Origin of the sequence: Dyella sp. KRB-257, from assembly GCF_049445995.1 — a bacterium.
Taxonomy (GTDB): domain Bacteria; phylum Pseudomonadota; class Gammaproteobacteria; order Xanthomonadales; family Rhodanobacteraceae; genus Dyella_A.
Map to the genome: position 1 here is coordinate 217,231 of NZ_JBMSDZ010000002.1, position 16,384 is coordinate 233,614.

Consider the following 16,384-nt stretch of genomic DNA (forward strand, 5'->3'; position numbering starts at 1 on the left):
TTGCCATGCTGCAACCCAAGCGAACCAAATTCCGCAAGCAGTTCAAGGGCCGCAACGACGGTCTGGCCTTCAGCTCCAACCTCGTGAGTTTCGGCGAGTACGGCCTGAAGGCGACCACCCACGGTGCGCTGACGGCCCGTCAGATCGAGGCGGCCCGTCGTTGCATCACGCGTTTCGTGAAGCGCGGCGGCAAGCTGTGGATCCGCGTGTTCCCGGACAAGCCGATCACCAAGAAGCCGATCGAAGTGCGTATGGGTGCGGGCAAGGGCGGCGTCGAGTTCTGGGTCGCACCGATCCAGCCCGGTCGCATGCTCTATGAAATCGAGGGTGTCGACGAGCCGACGGCGCGCGAGGCGTTCCGCCTGGCCGCCGCCAAGCTCTCGGTGCAGACCCAGTTCGTCAGCCGGGCGGTGATGTGATGGCCATCAAAGAGATCAACAACAAGTCGGTCGAAGAGCTGAACCAGCATCTGCTGGACCTTCGCAAGGAGCAGTTCAATCTGCGCATGCAGAAGGGCACCGGCCAGCTCATCCAGCCGCACCAGCTGCGCCGCGTTCGGCGCGACATCGCCCGCACGAAGTTCGTGCTCGGCGGCAAGAAGTAAGGGACGGCGGACATGAGCGACAATCAGAAACAGGCACGCACCCTGCAGGGGCGCGTGGTCAGCAACAAGATGGACAAGACGGTCACGGTGCTGGTCGAGCGCCAGGTGCAGCACGGCCTGCTCGGCAAGATCATCCGCCGCTCCACCAAGCTTCATGCCCAGGACGACCTGGGTGCGAATGAGGGCGACGTGGTGCGCATCGCGGAATGCCGCCCGCTGTCCAAGACCAAACACCACCGCGTGGTGGAAATCCTCATGCGCGCCAACGTCTAAGGGGAGGGTGCAGACATGATCCAGATGCAAAGCACGCTTTCCGCAGCGGACAACAGCGGTGCCAAGGAACTGATGTGCATCAAGGTACTCGGCGGCTCCAAGCGTCGTTACGCCGCGATCGGTGATGTGATCAAGGTCACCGTGAAGGATGCCATCCCGCGCGGCAAGGTGAAGAAGGGCGAGGTGTACAACGCCGTGGTCGTGCGTACCGCCAAGGGTGTGCGTCGTCCCGACGGTTCGCTGATCCGTTTCGACGGCAACGCGGCTGTCCTCCTCAACAACAAGCTCGAGCCGATCGGCACCCGTATTTTCGGGCCGGTCACCCGCGAGCTGCGCAGCGAGAAGTTCATGAAGATCGTCTCGCTCGCGCCCGAAGTGCTCTGAGCGGAGTAATAACCATGAACCGTATCCGCAAGGGTGATCAGGTCCTCGTGATCACCGGCAAGAACAAGGGCCAGCGTGGCGATGTGCTGCGCGTCGATGGCGACCGCGTCTTCGTCGCCAACGTGAATCTGGTCAAGCGCCATACCAAGGCGAATCCGCAGGCCAACCAGCCCGGCGGTATCGTCGAGCGTGAGGCCTCGATCCATCTCTCCAATGTGCAGCTGTTCAACCCCGCCACGAACAAGGGTGAACGCGTCGGCACCAAGACGCTCGAAGATGGGCGCAAGGTCCGCGTGTTCCGTTCGTCTGGCGAGGTCGTGGACGCGTAAGGAACACGATCATGACGCGCCTTCAAAACTTTTATAAAGAGCAGGTCATCGCCAAGCTCACCGAGAAGTTCGGCTACGAGAACGTGATGCAGGTTCCCCGCATCACCAAGATCACGCTGAACATGGGTGTGGGTGAGGCGGCAGGCAACAAGAAAGTGCTCGAAAATGCCGTTGCCGACATGGCCAAGATCGCCGGCCAGAAGCCGATCACGACCAAGGCGCGCGTGTCCGTCGCCTCGTTCAAGATCCGCGACGGCTGGCCGATCGGTTGCAAGGTCACCCTGCGCCGCGCCCAGATGTGGGAATTCCTCGATCGCCTGATCAACATCTCGCTGCCCCGCGTCCGCGACTTCCGCGGCGTCTCGGGTCGCGCGTTCGACGGCCGTGGAAACTACAATTTCGGCATCAAGGAACAGATCATCTTCCCCGAAATCGATTTCGACCAGATCGACGCGATGCGTGGCATGGACATCTCCATCACCACCACCGCCAAGACCGACGCCGAAGCCAAGGCGCTGCTGGAAGCCTTCAACTTCCCGTTCCGCAACTGATACGCGAGAGACAAACCATGGCAAAGACCTCGATGGTCAACCGCGATCTGAAGCGGACCAAGCTCGTCCAGAAGTACGCCGCCAGGCGCGCCGAACTGAAGGCGGTCGTGCTGAGCCCCAACGCCTCGTACGACGAGAAGATGGAGGCCCAGACCCGGCTGCAGAAGTTGCCGCGTGACGCCAGCCCGGTTCGCCAGCGCACGCGCTGCGCGCTATCCGGCCGCCCGCGCGCCGTCTACAAGAAGTTCGGTCTCGGCCGCAACAAGCTGCGCGAGGCCACCATGCGTGGCGACGTGCCGGGCCTGCGCAAGGCCAGCTGGTAATACCTCATCGGATGGTTGTGCCGGGCGCCAGCCCGGCACGCTTCCATCCAGCGGACGGAGTGTTCCGGCCGCCGACGCTACGGCGCTCGTTATTCGCCAAGGCCGGAAAAGGCTGTTATACTTGTCGGTCTGCGCAACGCAGGCTGCCTTGCAGCAGCTCACAATCTAGAATTGATTTCCGGTTTTATCGGATATCGGTGCACTCTGAAGGACGTTTTCATGAGCATGACTGATCCCATCGCCGATCTGTTTACGCGTGTGCGCAATGCCCAGCTGTCGGGCAAGCAGGCCGTAAGCATGCCGTCGTCGAAGTTGAAGGTGGCGATCGCCAACCTTCTCAAGAACGAGGGCTATATCCTCGACGCCAAGACTTCCGAGCAGGAAGGCAAGCCGGTGCTCGAGATCAAGCTCAAGTATTTCGAAGGCCGCCCGGCCATCGAGACCATTTCCCGAGTCAGCCGTTCCGGCCTGCGCGTGTACCGCGGCAAGGACGAGCTGCCGAAAGTGCTCGGCGGCCTCGGTATCTCGATCATTTCGACTTCCGCCGGTCTGCTGACCGACGCGCAGGCCCGTGCCAAGGGCCTGGGCGGCGAAGTCATCGGCCAAGTGGCATAAGGAGTCGACGATGTCCCGTGTTGCTAAAAAGCCGATCAGTCTGCCCAAGGGTGTTGAGCTGAAGATTGCCGCCGAGGGTATCTCGGTGAAGGGTCCGAAGGGTTCGTTGTCGGTGCATGCCCTGCCGGGCGTCAGTGTGGCGGTCAACGATGGTGTCGCCACGATCGAGCTGGCCGAGGGTGCGGGCGACAAGTTCGGCGGCACCGCACGCGCCCTGCTCGCGAACATGATCAAGGGTGTTTCCGAAGGTTACGAGCGCAAGCTGGAACTCGTCGGCGTCGGTTACCGCGCGTCGATGGCCGGCAAGGCACTGAATCTCAGCCTCGGTTTTTCCCATCCGGTGGTGTTCAACGCCCCAGAAGGCGTGACAATCGAGACCCCGACGCAGACCGAGATCCTGATCAAGGGTTCGGACAAGCAGAGCGTGGGCCAGGTGGCTGCCAAGATTCGCGGTTTCCGGCCGCCGGAGCCCTACAAGGGCAAGGGCGTGCGCTATGCCGGTGAGAAGATCACGCTGAAGGAAGCCAAGAAGGCTTAAGGCGGTGCCCCGGGGAAGCCCGGGTGCCGGCCGAAGTCGATCCGCTTCCTGGAGAATATGACGATGAACAAGAACGAATCCCGCCTGCGTCGCGCCAAGTCCACCCGCGCGCACATCCGCAAGCTGGCGGTGCCGCGTCTGTCGGTGCATCGCACCGGGCAGCATCTGTACGCCCAGGTGTTCGATGCCTCGGGCACCAAGGTGGTCGCTGCTGCGTCCACGGTGCAGAAAGCTGTCGCCGATGGCCTGAAGGGCACCAAGAATCTGACCGCCGCCGCGGCGGTGGGCAAGGCTGTCGCCGAGCGCGCGCTGGCCGCCGGCATCGAAGCCGTGGCGTTCGATCGCTCCGGTTTCCGCTATCACGGCCGCATCAAGGCGCTGGCCGATGCGGCCCGCGAGGCCGGCCTGAAGTTCTGATCTGCCGGCTGCCGCGCCCCGGCGTGGCAGCCGCTTGAAGTACCTACAACTCCAAGCGGCCCAGCCGCAAGCAAAAGCCCCGGGCTGCCGGGCACATGGAAAAAACATGTCTTCTAACGATCGCGAAAATTCGGATGGCCTGCTCGAAAAGCTGATTGCCGTCAACCGCGTGGCCAAGACCGTCAAGGGTGGCCGCCAGATGAGCTTCACCGCGCTGACCGTGGTCGGTGACGGCGAGGGTCGCGTGGGCTTCGGCTATGGCAAGGCGCGCGAAGTGCCGGTGGCCATTTCCAAGGCCATGGAGCGCGCCCGGCGCCAGATGGTCAGCATCGAGCTCAACAACGGCACGCTGTGGTACGCCATCAAGGCCAACCACGGCGCGGCTCGGGTCTACATGCAGCCCGCTTCCGAGGGTACCGGCGTGATTGCCGGCGGTGCGATGCGCGCCGTGCTCGAAGTGGTCGGCGTGAAGAACGTGCTGGCCAAGGCGGTCGGTTCGCGCAATCCGATCAACCTCGTGCGCGCCACCATCAAGGGTCTGCAGGCCGTGGCCTCGCCCAAGAAGATCGCCGCGAAGCGTGGCAAGACCCTGGATGAGGTGCTGGGCAATGGCTAAGAAAGAGACTGCCGTCAAGACCGTGCGCGTGCGCCTGGTCAAGGGCCTGCGTGGCGTGCAGAGCCGTCACCGTCTGAGCGTCAAGGCCCTGGGCCTGGGCAAGCTCAACGACGTCCGTGAGCTGAAGGACAGCCCGCAGGTGCGAGGCCTGATCAACACGGTCTACTACCTGGTCCGGGTCGAGGAGTAATCATCATGCGTCTTAATGACATCAAGCCGGCTGCCGGTTCCCGCAAGACGCGCCTGCGCGTCGGTCGCGGCATCGGTTCGGGTCTGGGCAAGACCGCCGGTCGCGGCCACAAGGGCCAGCACGCCCGTGCCGGCGGCACCCACAAGTACGGTTTCGAAGGCGGCCAAATGCCGCTGCAGCGCCGCCTGCCCAAGGTGGGCTTCCGCTCGCTGAAGAAGGCAGAGAGCCAGGAAGTGTTCCTGTACCAGCTGGCCACCCTCAAGGCGGACGTGATCGACGTGGTGGTCCTGCATCAGGCCGGCCTGATCGACAGTCGTGCCAAGAAGGTCAAGGTCGTGGCCAAGGGCGAGATCGGTCGCGCAGTGAAGCTTTCCGGCGTCCTCGCCACGGCCGGTGCGAAGACGGCCATCGAGGCTGCCGGCGGCAGCGTGGAGTAACCCGGTGGCTGCAGCCAAGGGCACCCAGCTCGGATCTCTCGGCAAGCTGACGGAACTGCGTCAGCGCATCTTCTTCGTGATTGGTGCGCTGATCGTGTTCCGGCTCGGTTCGTTCATTCCCGTGCCGGGTGTGAACCCGGAGGCGATGACCCGCCTGATCGAGCAGCAGGGCGGCGGACTGTTGAACATGTTCAACATGTTCTCCGGCGGATCGCTGTCGCGGATGTCGGTGTTTGCGCTGGGCGTCGTGCCCTACATCTCCGCCTCGATCGTGGTGCAGATGATGGGTTCGGTGATCCCGAGCCTGCAGAATCTGCGCAAGGAAGGCGAGGCCGGTCGACGCAAGATGACCATGTACACGCGCTTCGGCACCGTGGGTCTGGCGGCGTTCCAGGCGTTCGGTATCGCGGTGGCGCTGCAGAAGCAGGTTGCGTCCGGCGGCGTTCCGGTGGTCTACACCCCGGGCATGGGTTTCGTGCTTGCTTCGGTGGTCGGTCTGACCGCCGGCACCATGTTCCTTATGTGGCTGGGCGAGCAGATCACCGAACGGGGTATCGGCAACGGCATCTCGCTGCTGATCTTCGCGGGCATCGTGGCTGGCCTGCCCGGCGCGGTGGCACACACGCTGACCATGCAGGCCAACGGCGAGCTGGGCAACGGCCTGAAGCTGATCATGATCGTGGTGCTGGTGCTGGCGGTGACGGCATTCGTGGTGTTCATGGAGCGTGCGCAGCGGCGCATCACGGTGAACTATGCACGTCGCTCGGGCGGCCAGCAGGCCTACATGAACCAGAGTTCGCACCTGCCATTGAAGATCAACATGTCCGGCGTGATCCCGCCGATCTTCGCCAGCAGCCTGCTGATGTTCCCGGCGACCGCACTGACCTGGTTCGGCACCGGGCACCAGTCGCGCTGGCTGCAGTCGCTGACCCAGGCCCTCACCCAGGGCGAGCCGTTGCACGACGTGATCTTTGCGGTGCTGGTGATCACCTTTGCGTTCTTCTACACCGCGATCGTCTTCAACTCACAGGAGACGGCGGACAACCTCAAGCGATCCGGCGCACTGATTCCGGGTATCCGGCCGGGCAAGGCCACCGCAACATATATCGATGCGGTAATGACCCGTCTGACCGGGGTGGGGGCGCTCTACCTGGTACTGGTATGTCTGGTGCCGACGTTCATGCAAAAGTCCTGGAATGTGCCCTTCTACTTCGGCGGCACGTCGTTGCTGATCGTGGTGGTGGTGGTGATGGACTTCACCTCGCAGGTGCAGGCCCATCTGGTCAGTCACCAGTACGAAGGTTTGCTCAAGAAGGCCAATCTCCGCCGCAACTGATGGCTGCTGGGGCGTAGGAGTCGGGTCTCGATCGTGGGAAAGCGGCGGCAGGTGCCGCAGGGCTTTCCAGTGAAGTTAATTCAGGTTAAAATTGCGCGTTTACCGCGCACGAAACGCATCGGAGAAAGTACATCATGGCGCGCATCGCGGGTGTCAATTTGCCGGTCCAGAAACACGTCTGGGTCGGCCTGCAGAGCATCTACGGCATCGGCCGCAGCCGGTCCAAGAAGGTCTGCGCGGACGCAGGCGTGGTTCCCACCACGCCGATCAAGTCCCTCAGCGAGGGCGAGGTGGAGAAGCTCCGCCACGAAATCGCCAAGTACGTTGTCGAAGGCGATCTGCGTCGCGAGGTGGGTATCGCCATCAAGCGGCTGATGGATCTGGGTTGCTACCGCGGTCTTCGCCACCGCCGTGGCCTGCCGGTGCGCGGTCAGCGCACGCGTACCAATGCCCGCACCCGCAAGGGTCCGCGTCGCGCGATCAAGAAGTAACGGATTCGAATTATGGCCAAGCCTGTCAAGACCAAGAAGAAGATCAAGCGCGTCGTCACGGATGCCGTGGCCCACGTGCAGGCCTCCTTCAACAACACCATCGTCACCATCACCGATCGCCAGGGCAACGCGTTGTCCTGGGCGACCGCTGGCGGCGCCGGCTTCCGCGGTTCGCGCAAGTCGACCCCGTTCGCTGCGCAGGTCGCCGCCGAGAAGGCCGGACGTGCCGCCGGCGACTACGGCGTGAAAACGGTGGAAGTGCGCATCAAGGGCCCGGGTCCGGGGCGCGAGTCGGCGGTGCGTTCGCTGAACGCCCTCGGCTACAAGGTGCTCAACATCATCGACGTCACGCCGATTCCGCACAACGGCTGCCGTCCCCCCAAGAAGCGGCGTGTATGAGTGCGATCATCCTTGATCGCGAGAATCAAGAACCGGCCATTCATGGCCGGACTATTCAAAAAAGAGATTAACCATGGCCCGTTATCGTGGAGCTACCTGCAAGCTCGCCCGTCGTGAGGGTGCAGATCTCAGCCTGAAGAGCCCGGCGCGCGCGCTGGATTCCAAGTGCAAGCTGGAAAACAAGCCCGGCCAGCATGGCGCCAACAAGCGCATGCGCATGTCCGACTACGCCGTCCAGCTGCGCGAAAAGCAGAAGGTCAAGCGCATCTACGGCGTGCTCGAACGTCAGTTCAGCAACTACTACACCAAGGCGTCGACCCTCAAGGGCAACACCGGTGAAAACCTGCTGCGCCTGCTCGAGAGCCGTCTGGACAACGTCGTCTATCGCATGGGTTTTGCGGTGACCCGCGCCCAGGCCCGCCAGCTGGTTGCCCACAAGGCGATCCTGGTGAACGACAAGAAAGTGAACATCCCCTCCTATCAGGTCCGTCCCGGTGACGTGATCGCCCTCACCGAGCGCGCGCGCAATCAGCTGCGCGTGCAGGAAGCGGCGACCGTGTTCGACACCATGGACCTGCGCCCGCAGTGGGTGGAAGTGGATGCCAAGAAGTTCGCCGGCACGTTCAAGTCGGTGCCGGATCGCGGTGATCTGCCGTCCGACATCAATGAAGCGCTGATCGTCGAGCTTTACTCGAAGTAATCAACCGGAGCTCTGCATGGCAGTTTCGTCAACTAGCGTGCTGCGGCCTCGTGGCCTCAGCGTCGAACAGCTCGGAGCCAACCGCGCCAAGGTGGTGGTCGAGCCGCTCGAGCGTGGCTTTGGTCACACCCTGGGCAACGCGCTGCGCCGCGTGCTGCTCTCCTCGATCCCCGGCAGCGCCATCGTCGAGGTCGAGATCGATGGCGTGCTCCACGAGTACACCACGCTTGAGGGTCTGCAGGAGGACGTGATCGAGGTCCTGCTGAACCTCAAGGACGTCGCGATCCGCCAGCATTCGGGCGACGAGGTCACGCTGACCTTGTCCAGGAAGGGCAAGGGCGTGGTCACGGCAGGCGACATCACGGTCGATCACACGGTCGAGATCATCAATCCCGAGCACGTGATCTGCCACCTCACCAAGGACGTCGCGCTCAACATGCGCCTGAAGGTGCGTCGCGGCGTCGGCTACCAGCCGGCCAGCACGCGCCAGCATCCGGACGAGGAGACCCGTCCGATCGGGCGGCTGCAGCTGGATGCGTCGTTCGCGCCGGTGCTGCGCGTGGCCTACGAAGTGGATGCCGCTCGCGTCGAGCAGCGCACCAACCTCGACAAGTTGGTGCTCGACATCGAGACCAACGGCACGATCGGCGCGGAAGATGCCGTCCGCAAGGCGGCCGAGATCCTCAACGACCAGCTGTCGGTGTTCGGCGACTTCTCGCGTCGCGAAAGTGCCACCGACACGGCCGAGAAGGGCGGGTTCGATCCGCTGCTGCTGCGCCCGATCGACGATCTGGAGCTCACCGTGCGCTCGGCCAACTGCCTGAAGGCCGAGAGCATCTACTACATCGGTGATCTGGTGCAGAAGACCGAGGTCGAACTGCTGAAGACCCCCAACCTCGGCAAGAAGTCGCTGACCGAGATCAAGGACGTGCTGGGCAGCCGCGGTCTGGCGCTCGGCATGAAGCTCGAAAACTGGCCGCCGCCGGGCCTCTCGCACGGCATGCAGCTGGGTTGATGTACTTGTGCCGCGGTCGCCATGCGACCGCGGCATCTTGCCGAGTGTGGGCCAGCTGCGGCCGACACGCTTGCGGCAACACGAGCGGTCCTTGGCCGCGCGCCTCAGGCCTTGCCTGAGGCCTTCCGCAGCACCTGTTTCTCTCATCACTCATAGCGGGCAACCGCGGGAAGCCGGCCGTCGAGCCGGCCTCTCATAACAACACAAGAGATTTTCGCCATGCGTCATATGAAGAGCGGCCGCAAGCTCAACCGCACCAGCAGCCATCGCGAAGCGATGTTCCGCAACATGGCTTCGTCGCTGATCAAGCACGAGCTGATCCGTACCACCCTGCCCAAGGCGAAGGAACTGCGTCGCGTGGCCGAGCCACTGATCACGCTCGCCAAGACCGACGGCGTCGCCAATCGCCGCCTCGCCTTCTCGCGCCTGCGCGACAAGCAGGCCGTGGGCAAGCTGTTCGTCGAATTGGGGCCGCGCTACCGCGAGCGTCCCGGTGGTTACCTGCGCATCCTCAAGTGCGGCTTCCGTCCGGGCGACAATGCCCCGATGGCGTACGTCGAACTGGTCGATCGTCCGCGGCTGGCTGAGACCGTCGACGCCGAGTAAGCGGCTCCGGCGGACGTTTGGACGTCCAGGCCAAAAAGCCCCGGCCGGGTCACCTGCCGGGGCTTTTTGTTGGCCGCACCGTCGTCGCCGCCGCGTGCTGACAGCAGCCCGTCGACGGGTTAATGTCGGCTACCGCATTGCATCACGTTGCCATGAATCCACTTGCCTGGTCCTACCGTTCCGTCGCCATTGCCGGCTTCCTGATCTGCGCCGGTCTGCTCGGTTATGCGCTGTACGCCGAGCACGTGCTGGCGATGGTCCCGTGCCCGCTGTGCATCTTCCAGCGCATCGGTTTCATGGTGATGGGCGTGTTTTTCCTGCTGGCCGCGCTGCACGCGCCGCGCGGTGGCGTTCGCTGGGTCTATACCGGTGGCGTATTGCTCGGTGCGGCGTTCGGCATCGTCGTGGCGGCGAGGCACTTGTGGATCCAGTCGCTGCCGGCCGACGAGGTGCCGCAGTGCGGCGGCGACCTGGGCTACATGCTCGACACATTCCCCTTCGCCAAGGTGCTTAGGCTGGTATTCACCGGCTCGGGCGAGTGCGCCAAGGTGCAGCCTGTGCTGGGCCTGCCGATGCCGGCGTGGACCCTGCTGTGGTTCGTGCTGCTGGCCGTGTGGACGGTGCTGGCGACGCGCCGGCGGGTGGTCTGACATGACCGTGTCGTCCCCGCACGAGATGCCGCTGCCGGCCGGCCAAGACTGGTCTCCCATGTCGTGGCAGCGCCGCGTGGCGCTGCAGCAGCCGACCTATGACGACGCCGCCGAGCTGGCCGCGGCGACCGCGCAGCTGGCTGCGCTGCCGCCGTTGGTGACCTCGTGGGAAGTGCTGGCGCTGAAGCAGGCGCTGGCCGAGGCGCAGGACGGGCATCGCTTCCTGCTGCAGGGCGGCGATTGCGCCGAAAGCTTCGCCGACTGCACCAGCCCGATCATCTCCAACCGACTCAAGGTGCTGCTGCAGATGAGCCTGGTGCTGGTGCACGGACTGAAAAAGCCGGTGCTGCGCGTGGGTCGGTTTGCCGGCCAGTACGCCAAGCCGCGTTCGGCGGATACCGAGACCCGCGATGGCGTGACGCTGCCGAGTTTCCGCGGCGACGTGGTCAACGCACCGGCGTTCACCCCCGAAGCGCGCCGGGCCGATCCGCGGCGGCTGATCCAGGCGCACGCCCATTCTGCGCTGACGATGAACTTCGTGCGCGCGCTGATCGACGGCGGCTTCGCCGACCTGCACCACCCCGAATACTGGGATCTGGCCTGGGTCGAGCACTCGCCGCTGGCCAGCGAGTACCGGCAGATGGTCGCCTCGATCGGCGACTCGCTGCGTTTCATGGAGACCCTGGCCGGCCCTGTCGCCAGCTTCTCGCGGGTCGATTTCTTCACCTCGCACGAGGCGCTGCTGCTGCATTACGAGCAGGCGCTGACCCGGCAGGTGCCGCGGCATCCCGGCTGGTTCAACCTGTCCACGCATTTCCCGTGGATCGGCATGCGCACCGCCGCGCTCGACGGCGCGCACGTGGAGTACTTCCGCGGCATCCGCAATCCGATCGCGGTGAAGATCGGCCCGTCGGTGACGCCGGAGCAGCTGCTGCCGCTGATGGACGCGCTCAATCCGGACGACGAACCCGGCCGGCTCACGCTGATCCACCGCATGGGCCGTGGCGCCATCGCCGACAAGCTGCCGCCGCTGCTGCAGGCGGTGAAGCGCGAGGGGCGCCGTGTGCTGTGGATGGCCGACCCCATGCACGGCAACACCGAGAGCACGTCGAACGGCTACAAGACGCGCCGTTTCGACAATATCCGCGGCGAGCTGGAGCAGGCGTTCGACATCCACGCCGCGGCCGGCACGCGGCTGGGCGGCGTGCACCTGGAGCTCACCGGCGAAGATGTCACCGAGTGCCTCGGCGGCGCGCGCGATCTGGTCGAACTGGATCTCGATCGCGCCTACAAGTCCACCGTCGATCCGCGGCTCAACTACGAGCAGTCGCTGGAGCTGGCGATGCTGATCGTGCGCAAGTCCGGCGGCATGGCGTAAACGACCGTCTTATCGCGACGGCGCGCTTTCCTCGCGGACGCGCTGACGCATGGACTGCTCCCCGAGCCGCGCGTAGGCCTTGCATGCGTGCGGATCGCGCAACGCATCGCGATGGCCGGCATCGCGTGCAGCCAGGCGTTCGAGCAGATCGCTGGCCTCCGGATGCGGCGTCATCAGGATGTCGCAGGGCAGGGCGGCGAGCATCGCCAAGGCACGCCGGAAATCGTCCAGGCGCTTGGGATGGGCCGGATCGGTATAGCGGTAACTGCCGGCCGCCAGCAGGGTGAGGCTGTCGGCGTAGACCATCGCGCGGCATGGCGTACCCTCGCACGAGGTCCAGGTCCAACTGGTGCTGCCGGGCGTGTGGCCGGGCGTGGGGTGTGGCCGGATCGCCAGCGACCCGAGCTGCCGGATGTTCGCCTCGATCATCGGTGCGTTTTCCGGCAGCGTTGCATCGATCAGCACATGGCCCTGCGGCGAGGTGATCAGGATCGCGCTCAGGCCACGGCTGCCCACGTACCAGGTGTTGCCGTAGATCCGCTCCGGCGCCTGCGGCTGGCGCCAGCTGGCACGCAGGGCCGCGCTCGGTGAGGCGGCGGCGCTGGCGCTACCGCCGGCGACGGCTAGGAGCGTGGCGAGGATGAGTCGGCGGTAACGGCACATGCGATGTTCCTTCGATGGGGTGAACCGCCAGGCTATGGAACGCAGCGGGCATCGCGCTGACGGTTCGCGGGCGCATTGGCGACGGTGCCGGAGGGTCTCGACACGCGGCCTTCGGCAAGGTGATCCGCTTGGCGATGATGGGTTTGAGTCGCCGCCGTCCGGGCCGCGTCAAGCCTGTCCGCTTGCACCCCGCCGAGGTCGCGGGCGGCCAGGGTCGGGGTGCACCGCCGCACGTCCGGACCTTGATCCGTGTTCGTTGCTACAGGTTGTCGCGATCGGGCGCCGCCGTGGGCAGCGTGTCGGGCGCGATGCCGCGGGCGCCTATACTCGGCGGATGTTCATCTCTTTATTTCCCCGACGCTGGGCGGCATTTCCCCGACGCTGGGCGGCGCTGCTGCTGGCGTCCCTCCTGGTCGCTGCCGCGCATGCCGACGATGGCGCGCCGCGTACCGTGCCCGACACGCTGGTCCAGCGCATCGCCTCGTGCACCGCCTGCCACGGCGAGCACGGCGAAGGCACGCCGGAGAGCGGCTTCTTTCCGCGCCTGGCCGGCAAGCCGGCCGACTACCTGGCGCGGCAGCTACGCTATTTCCAGCAGGGGCTGCGCAAGTACGGTCCGATGGAATACACCGTGCGCCCGCTCAGCGACGCGTACATGCACGAGATCGCCGAGTACTTCGCCGCGCAGCAGGTGCCCTACGCGCGCTCGCCCGCGCCGAAGGTGCCCGCCGCGCTGCTCGCGCGCGGCGAGGCGCTGACCGTGCACGGCGATCCGGAGCGGAAGATTCCCGCCTGCGCCGCCTGCCATGGCAGCCAGCTCACCGGGGTGGAGCCCTCGACGCCCGGTCTGGTCGGTCTGCCCTACGACTACGTCAGCTCGCAGCTCGGCTCCTGGCGCACCGGCACGCGCGCGGCGGCCGCGCCCGACTGCATGGCGACCATCGCCAACCGCCTCACGCCGGCCGATATCACCGCCGTGTCGGCATGGCTGGCCAGCCGCGAACTGCCGGCCGACATGCACGCGCAGCCGGCCGGCTCGGTGCAGCCACCGCTTCAGTGCGGCGTGCTGGGCGCCAGCGCGACGCCGGCCACCGCTCGCGCGGGAGACGGCGCATGAAGTGGCTGATCCGTTCCTTCCTCGTGCTGCTGGTGCTTGCGCTCGGCGCGGTGGGCTGGTGGCTGTTCGCCGCGCATCATGGCGACGCGGCGCCGGTGCGCAGCGGCCAGCTGGCGGTCGGCGAGAACCTGTCCGATCCGGTCCTGATCGCGCGCGGCCAGTACCTGGCGACGGTAGGCGACTGCGCCGCCTGCCATACGCAACGCGGCGGCGCGCCTTTCGCCGGCGGACGCGAGGTGCCCACGCCGTTCGGCAGCATCCCCGCGCCGAACATCACCCCGGACGACGACACCGGCCTGGGCCGCTGGAGCTTCGCCGATTTCTGGCAGGCGCTGCATGCGGGCAAGGGGCGGTACGGCGAGTTCCTCTACCCGGCGTTCTCGTACACCTCGTACACCAAGGTCACCCGCGACGATGCACTGGCGATGTTCGCTTACCTCAAGTCGCTGGCACCGGTGCACCAGCCGGCCAAGGCGCTGGGCCTGAAGTTTCCCTACAGCATGCGCAGCGGCCTGGCCGCATGGCGCACGCTGTATTTCCGCGAGGGCGTGTACCAGCCCGATGCGTCGAAATCGACCGAATGGAACCGCGGCGCCTACCTCGTGCAGGGCCTGGGTCACTGCAACGAATGCCACGTGGCACGCGATGCGCTGGGCGGCGTGCCCGATCAGCCGGCGCTCTCCGGCGGCCGGATTCCCGCGCAGGACTGGTACGCACCGGACCTCAGCACCCAGGCCCACGGCGGCCTGCACGGCTGGAGCCGGCAGGACATCGTCGACCTGCTCAAGACCGGCCAGTCGGCCAAGGGCAGTGCGTTCGGGCCGATGGCCGAAGTGGTGTCGCGCAGCACCCGGCACATGACCGACACGGATCTCGCCGCCGTCGCCATTTACCTGGAATCGCTGCCGCCCCGACCGCAGCCGGCAGTGGCGGCATCGGCGATCGACACCACGGCGCTGATCAGGCACGGCAACACGCTTTACGACCATCGGTGCGCCGGCTGCCACGGCAAGGACGGCAACGGCGTCGCCGGCGTGTATCCGCCGCTCAACGGCAACTCCTCGGTGGACGAACCCACCGGCATCAACGCGATCCGCGTGGTGCTGCTGGGCGGCTTCCCGCCGGTGACCGCCGGCAACCCGCGGCCGTACTCGATGCCGCCGTTCGCGCAGGCGCTGAACGACGCCGACGTGGCCGCGGTGGTGAGCTACATCCGCCAGGCCTGGGGCAACCGCGCCGCGCCAGTGCTCGAGCGCGACGTGGGCAAGTACCGGCAGACGCCGATCGACTGATCGCCGCGCGCCGGTGGATCGATGCCCAAGGCCCGCCATGGCGGGCCTTGGGCGTGATGGCGGCGGGGTGCCGGACCCTACGGCGGCGCATGGCCGGCAGCGCCGGGTAAGATGCGTCTTTGCCTCACGACACTCGAAGCGAACGCATGATCATCAATCCCAAAGTCCGCGGCTTCATCTGCATCACGGCGCACCCGGTGGGCTGCGCGAAGAACGTGCTCGAGCAGATCGACATCACCCGGGCCAGCGGCCAGAGCGGTCACGGTCCCAGGCGCGTGCTGGTGATCGGCGCCTCCACCGGCTACGGCCTGGCCTCGCGCATCACCGCCGCCTTCGGCCACGGCGCGGCCACGCTCGGCGTGTTCTTCGAAAAGCCCAGCAGCGAGACCAAGACCGGCACCGCCGGCTGGTACAACTCCGCCGCGTTCGACCAGGCGGCCAAGGCCGCCGACCTGTACAGCAAATCGATCAACGGCGACGCGTTCGCCGACGAAACGCGCGCGCGCGCCATCGAGCTGATCAAGGCCGAGATGGGCGGCCCGATCGACCTGGTGGTGTATTCGCTGGCCTCGCCGGTACGCAAGCTGCCGGGCACCGGTGAAGTGAAGCGCTCCGCGCTCAAGACCATCGGCGAGCCGTTCACCGCCACCTCGATCGACACCAACCGCGACACCGTGGTCAACGTGACCGTGGAGCCGGCCACCGAGCAGGAGATCGAGGACACCGTCGCCGTGATGGGCGGCGAGGACTGGGCACTGTGGATCGAGGCACTGACGTCCGCCGGCGTGCTGGCCAGGGACGCCACCACCGTGGCGTACAGCTACGTGGGCACCTCGATCACCTGGCCGATCTACTGGCACGGCACGCTGGGCCGCGCCAAGCAGCATCTGGACAGCACCGCCGCCGCCTTGCGCGAGCGCCATGCGGGGCTGAAAGCCTACGTCGGCGTGATGAAATCGGTGGTGACCCAGGCCAGCGCGGCGATCCCGGTGATCCCGCTGTACGTGTCGATGGTGTTCAAGATCATGAAGGCCAAGGGCCTGCACGAAGGCACCATCGAGCAGATCAACCGCCTGTTCCGCGACTTCCTCTATCGCGCCGACGGCGCTCCGCCGCCGCTCGACGACGAGCACCGCCTGCGCCTGGACGACTGGGAACTGCGCGAGGACGTGCAGTCCGAGTGCAAGGCACTGTGGCCGACGGTGACCACCGAAAACCTCAACCAGCTCACCGACTACGCCGGCTACCGCCACGACTTCCTCAAGCTGTTCGGCTTCGACCGCAGCGACGTGGACTACACCCAGGACGTGGCGTCGGACGTGCGCTTCGATTGCGTGGAGATGTGAGCGGCGTTTTCGAGTGATGCGCATGCGGGCGCCTTCGGGCGCCCGTTTTGTTTGGGGGCGAGAGAAAGTCACTGGATGACCGGCTTCGCCGTTGAAAAGCGCTTCCGGCTTTCG

25 protein-coding genes are annotated in these 16,384 nt (G+C 65.8%); 24 read left to right on the top strand and 1 reads right to left on the bottom strand.

The annotated features are described in order from the left end of the window. Positions 1–5: 5 nt before the first annotated feature. The 21 genes from rplP to ACO2Q2_RS02595 all read left to right on the top strand — a co-directional run bounded on the left by rplP (position 6) and on the right by ACO2Q2_RS02595 (position 11,852). Entirely contained in the window at positions 6–419 is a 414-nt protein-coding gene (gene rplP, locus ACO2Q2_RS02495) for a 50S ribosomal protein L16 (protein ID WP_423254185.1), read from the top strand. Continuing rightward, a complete protein-coding gene (gene rpmC / locus ACO2Q2_RS02500) occupies positions 419–604 on the top strand; it encodes a 50S ribosomal protein L29 (RefSeq protein WP_423254186.1) in 186 nt (61 codons plus the stop codon). Before rplP ends, rpmC begins: the two co-directional genes overlap by 1 nt. A 12-nt stretch (positions 605–616) precedes the next feature. Then, positions 617–877: a 30S ribosomal protein S17 gene (rpsQ, locus tag ACO2Q2_RS02505; RefSeq protein WP_423254187.1), complete on the top strand. Its 261-nt coding sequence runs from the start codon at positions 617–619 to the stop codon at positions 875–877. Positions 878–892: 15 nt separating this feature from the next. Beyond that, positions 893–1,261, top strand: coding sequence for a 50S ribosomal protein L14 (gene rplN / locus ACO2Q2_RS02510; RefSeq protein WP_007513359.1), 369 nt, complete (start codon positions 893–895; stop codon positions 1,259–1,261). Positions 1,262–1,275: 14 nt separating this feature from the next. Next, the gene (gene rplX, locus ACO2Q2_RS02515; protein WP_324896979.1) at positions 1,276–1,590 is read left to right on the top strand and encodes a 50S ribosomal protein L24; all 315 of its coding nucleotides are present in this window, start codon (positions 1,276–1,278) and stop codon (positions 1,588–1,590) included. A gap of 8 nt (positions 1,591–1,598) precedes the next feature. Beyond that, positions 1,599–2,141, top strand: coding sequence for a 50S ribosomal protein L5 (gene rplE / locus ACO2Q2_RS02520; RefSeq protein WP_423254242.1), 543 nt, complete (start codon positions 1,599–1,601; stop codon positions 2,139–2,141). Between the two features lie 17 nt (positions 2,142–2,158). Next, positions 2,159–2,464, top strand: coding sequence for a 30S ribosomal protein S14 (gene rpsN / locus ACO2Q2_RS02525; protein WP_423254188.1), 306 nt, complete (start codon positions 2,159–2,161; stop codon positions 2,462–2,464). A gap of 219 nt (positions 2,465–2,683) precedes the next feature. Next, positions 2,684–3,079 carry a 30S ribosomal protein S8 gene (gene rpsH, locus ACO2Q2_RS02530; protein ID WP_423254189.1) on the top strand — a complete coding sequence of 132 codons (396 nt, stop codon included), beginning with the start codon at positions 2,684–2,686 and terminating at the stop codon, positions 3,077–3,079. A 10-nt stretch (positions 3,080–3,089) separates the two neighbouring features. Next, positions 3,090–3,617 carry a 50S ribosomal protein L6 gene (gene rplF, locus ACO2Q2_RS02535; protein WP_423254190.1) on the top strand — a complete coding sequence of 176 codons (528 nt, stop codon included), beginning with the start codon at positions 3,090–3,092 and terminating at the stop codon, positions 3,615–3,617. 57 nt (positions 3,618–3,674) lie between these two features. Then, positions 3,675–4,034: a 50S ribosomal protein L18 gene (gene rplR, locus ACO2Q2_RS02540; RefSeq protein WP_423254191.1), complete on the top strand. Its 360-nt coding sequence runs from the start codon at positions 3,675–3,677 to the stop codon at positions 4,032–4,034. 106 nt (positions 4,035–4,140) lie between these two features. Further along, positions 4,141–4,650 carry a 30S ribosomal protein S5 gene (rpsE, locus tag ACO2Q2_RS02545; protein ID WP_404630806.1) on the top strand — a complete coding sequence of 170 codons (510 nt, stop codon included), beginning with the start codon at positions 4,141–4,143 and terminating at the stop codon, positions 4,648–4,650. Beyond that, complete coding sequence (rpmD, locus tag ACO2Q2_RS02550) at positions 4,643–4,840, top strand: 50S ribosomal protein L30 (RefSeq protein ID WP_423254192.1); 198 nt, start codon at positions 4,643–4,645, stop codon at positions 4,838–4,840. The genes rpsE and rpmD overlap by 8 nt, the downstream gene beginning before the upstream one ends. A gap of 5 nt (positions 4,841–4,845) precedes the next feature. After that, positions 4,846–5,277: a 50S ribosomal protein L15 gene (gene rplO, locus ACO2Q2_RS02555; RefSeq protein WP_404630810.1), complete on the top strand. Its 432-nt coding sequence runs from the start codon at positions 4,846–4,848 to the stop codon at positions 5,275–5,277. Positions 5,278–5,281: 4 nt separating this feature from the next. Further along, on the top strand, positions 5,282–6,613 hold the full coding sequence (gene secY, locus ACO2Q2_RS02560; RefSeq protein WP_423254193.1) for a preprotein translocase subunit SecY: 1,332 nt from the start codon (positions 5,282–5,284) through the stop codon (positions 6,611–6,613). A gap of 134 nt (positions 6,614–6,747) precedes the next feature. Beyond that, positions 6,748–7,104, top strand: a complete 357-nt coding sequence (gene rpsM, locus ACO2Q2_RS02565) for a 30S ribosomal protein S13 (RefSeq protein WP_423254194.1) — start codon at positions 6,748–6,750, stop codon at positions 7,102–7,104. A gap of 12 nt (positions 7,105–7,116) precedes the next feature. Continuing rightward, a complete protein-coding gene (gene rpsK / locus ACO2Q2_RS02570) occupies positions 7,117–7,503 on the top strand; it encodes a 30S ribosomal protein S11 (RefSeq protein WP_007513384.1) in 387 nt (128 codons plus the stop codon). A gap of 73 nt (positions 7,504–7,576) precedes the next feature. Continuing rightward, entirely contained in the window at positions 7,577–8,203 is a 627-nt protein-coding gene (rpsD, locus tag ACO2Q2_RS02575) for a 30S ribosomal protein S4 (RefSeq protein ID WP_404630816.1), read from the top strand. Positions 8,204–8,219: 16 nt separating this feature from the next. Beyond that, positions 8,220–9,218 carry a DNA-directed RNA polymerase subunit alpha gene (locus tag ACO2Q2_RS02580; RefSeq protein ID WP_423254195.1) on the top strand — a complete coding sequence of 333 codons (999 nt, stop codon included), beginning with the start codon at positions 8,220–8,222 and terminating at the stop codon, positions 9,216–9,218. 219 nt (positions 9,219–9,437) lie between these two features. Continuing rightward, positions 9,438–9,824, top strand: coding sequence for a 50S ribosomal protein L17 (gene rplQ, locus ACO2Q2_RS02585; RefSeq protein ID WP_423254196.1), 387 nt, complete (start codon positions 9,438–9,440; stop codon positions 9,822–9,824). 152 nt (positions 9,825–9,976) lie between these two features. After that, the gene (locus ACO2Q2_RS02590; protein ID WP_423254197.1) at positions 9,977–10,474 is read left to right on the top strand and encodes a disulfide bond formation protein B; all 498 of its coding nucleotides are present in this window, start codon (positions 9,977–9,979) and stop codon (positions 10,472–10,474) included. Between the two features lies 1 nt (position 10,475). Further along, positions 10,476–11,852, top strand: a complete 1,377-nt coding sequence (locus tag ACO2Q2_RS02595) for a class II 3-deoxy-7-phosphoheptulonate synthase (RefSeq protein WP_423254198.1) — start codon at positions 10,476–10,478, stop codon at positions 11,850–11,852. Between the two features lie 9 nt (positions 11,853–11,861). On the opposite strand, the gene ACO2Q2_RS02600 is transcribed toward ACO2Q2_RS02595, so the two are convergent. Then, a complete protein-coding gene (locus ACO2Q2_RS02600; protein ID WP_423254199.1) occupies positions 11,862–12,515 on the bottom strand; it encodes a hypothetical protein in 654 nt (217 codons plus the stop codon). Positions 12,516–12,849: 334 nt separating this feature from the next. Here ACO2Q2_RS02600 and ACO2Q2_RS02605 point away from each other — a divergent pair, with 334 nt between their 5' ends. The 3 genes from ACO2Q2_RS02605 (at position 12,850) to fabV (ending at position 16,270) form a co-directional block, all read left to right on the top strand. Beyond that, the gene (locus ACO2Q2_RS02605; protein ID WP_423254200.1) at positions 12,850–13,632 is read left to right on the top strand and encodes a c-type cytochrome; all 783 of its coding nucleotides are present in this window, start codon (positions 12,850–12,852) and stop codon (positions 13,630–13,632) included. Beyond that, entirely contained in the window at positions 13,629–14,924 is a 1,296-nt protein-coding gene (locus tag ACO2Q2_RS02610; protein WP_423254201.1) for a c-type cytochrome, read from the top strand. Before ACO2Q2_RS02605 ends, ACO2Q2_RS02610 begins: the two co-directional genes overlap by 4 nt. A gap of 146 nt (positions 14,925–15,070) precedes the next feature. Continuing rightward, positions 15,071–16,270, top strand: a complete 1,200-nt coding sequence (fabV, locus tag ACO2Q2_RS02615) for an enoyl-ACP reductase FabV (RefSeq protein ID WP_423254202.1) — start codon at positions 15,071–15,073, stop codon at positions 16,268–16,270. The last annotated feature ends 114 nt before the right edge of the window (positions 16,271–16,384 follow it).

Excerpts from the sequence above, each read along its gene's own strand:
- rpmD (WP_423254192.1), top strand. The coding sequence starts at position 4,643 with ATGGCTAAGAAAGAGACTGCCGTCAAGACCGTGCGCGTGCGCCTGGTC.
- rplF (WP_423254190.1), top strand. The coding sequence starts at position 3,090 with ATGTCCCGTGTTGCTAAAAAGCCGATCAGTCTGCCCAAGGGTGTTGAG.
- rpsD (WP_404630816.1), top strand. The coding sequence starts at position 7,577 with ATGGCCCGTTATCGTGGAGCTACCTGCAAGCTCGCCCGTCGTGAGGGT.
- rpsQ (WP_423254187.1), top strand. The coding sequence starts at position 617 with ATGAGCGACAATCAGAAACAGGCACGCACCCTGCAGGGGCGCGTGGTC.
- rplQ (WP_423254196.1), top strand. The coding sequence starts at position 9,438 with ATGCGTCATATGAAGAGCGGCCGCAAGCTCAACCGCACCAGCAGCCAT.
- rpsE (WP_404630806.1), top strand. The coding sequence starts at position 4,141 with ATGTCTTCTAACGATCGCGAAAATTCGGATGGCCTGCTCGAAAAGCTG.
- rplP (WP_423254185.1), top strand. The coding sequence starts at position 6 with ATGCTGCAACCCAAGCGAACCAAATTCCGCAAGCAGTTCAAGGGCCGC.
- rplO (WP_404630810.1), top strand. The coding sequence starts at position 4,846 with ATGCGTCTTAATGACATCAAGCCGGCTGCCGGTTCCCGCAAGACGCGC.
- ACO2Q2_RS02595 (WP_423254198.1), top strand. The coding sequence starts at position 10,476 with ATGACCGTGTCGTCCCCGCACGAGATGCCGCTGCCGGCCGGCCAAGAC.
- ACO2Q2_RS02600 (WP_423254199.1), bottom strand. The coding sequence starts at position 12,515 with ATGTGCCGTTACCGCCGACTCATCCTCGCCACGCTCCTAGCCGTCGCC.
- rpsK (WP_007513384.1), top strand. The coding sequence starts at position 7,117 with ATGGCCAAGCCTGTCAAGACCAAGAAGAAGATCAAGCGCGTCGTCACG.
- ACO2Q2_RS02580 (WP_423254195.1), top strand. The coding sequence starts at position 8,220 with ATGGCAGTTTCGTCAACTAGCGTGCTGCGGCCTCGTGGCCTCAGCGTC.
- ACO2Q2_RS02610 (WP_423254201.1), top strand. The coding sequence starts at position 13,629 with ATGAAGTGGCTGATCCGTTCCTTCCTCGTGCTGCTGGTGCTTGCGCTC.
- ACO2Q2_RS02590 (WP_423254197.1), top strand. The coding sequence starts at position 9,977 with ATGAATCCACTTGCCTGGTCCTACCGTTCCGTCGCCATTGCCGGCTTC.
- ACO2Q2_RS02605 (WP_423254200.1), top strand. The coding sequence starts at position 12,850 with ATGTTCATCTCTTTATTTCCCCGACGCTGGGCGGCATTTCCCCGACGC.
- rpmC (WP_423254186.1), top strand. The coding sequence starts at position 419 with ATGGCCATCAAAGAGATCAACAACAAGTCGGTCGAAGAGCTGAACCAG.
- rpsM (WP_423254194.1), top strand. The coding sequence starts at position 6,748 with ATGGCGCGCATCGCGGGTGTCAATTTGCCGGTCCAGAAACACGTCTGG.
- rplN (WP_007513359.1), top strand. The coding sequence starts at position 893 with ATGATCCAGATGCAAAGCACGCTTTCCGCAGCGGACAACAGCGGTGCC.
- fabV (WP_423254202.1), top strand. The coding sequence starts at position 15,071 with ATGATCATCAATCCCAAAGTCCGCGGCTTCATCTGCATCACGGCGCAC.
- rpsH (WP_423254189.1), top strand. The coding sequence starts at position 2,684 with ATGAGCATGACTGATCCCATCGCCGATCTGTTTACGCGTGTGCGCAAT.
- rplR (WP_423254191.1), top strand. The coding sequence starts at position 3,675 with ATGACGATGAACAAGAACGAATCCCGCCTGCGTCGCGCCAAGTCCACC.
- rplX (WP_324896979.1), top strand. The coding sequence starts at position 1,276 with ATGAACCGTATCCGCAAGGGTGATCAGGTCCTCGTGATCACCGGCAAG.
- rpsN (WP_423254188.1), top strand. The coding sequence starts at position 2,159 with ATGGCAAAGACCTCGATGGTCAACCGCGATCTGAAGCGGACCAAGCTC.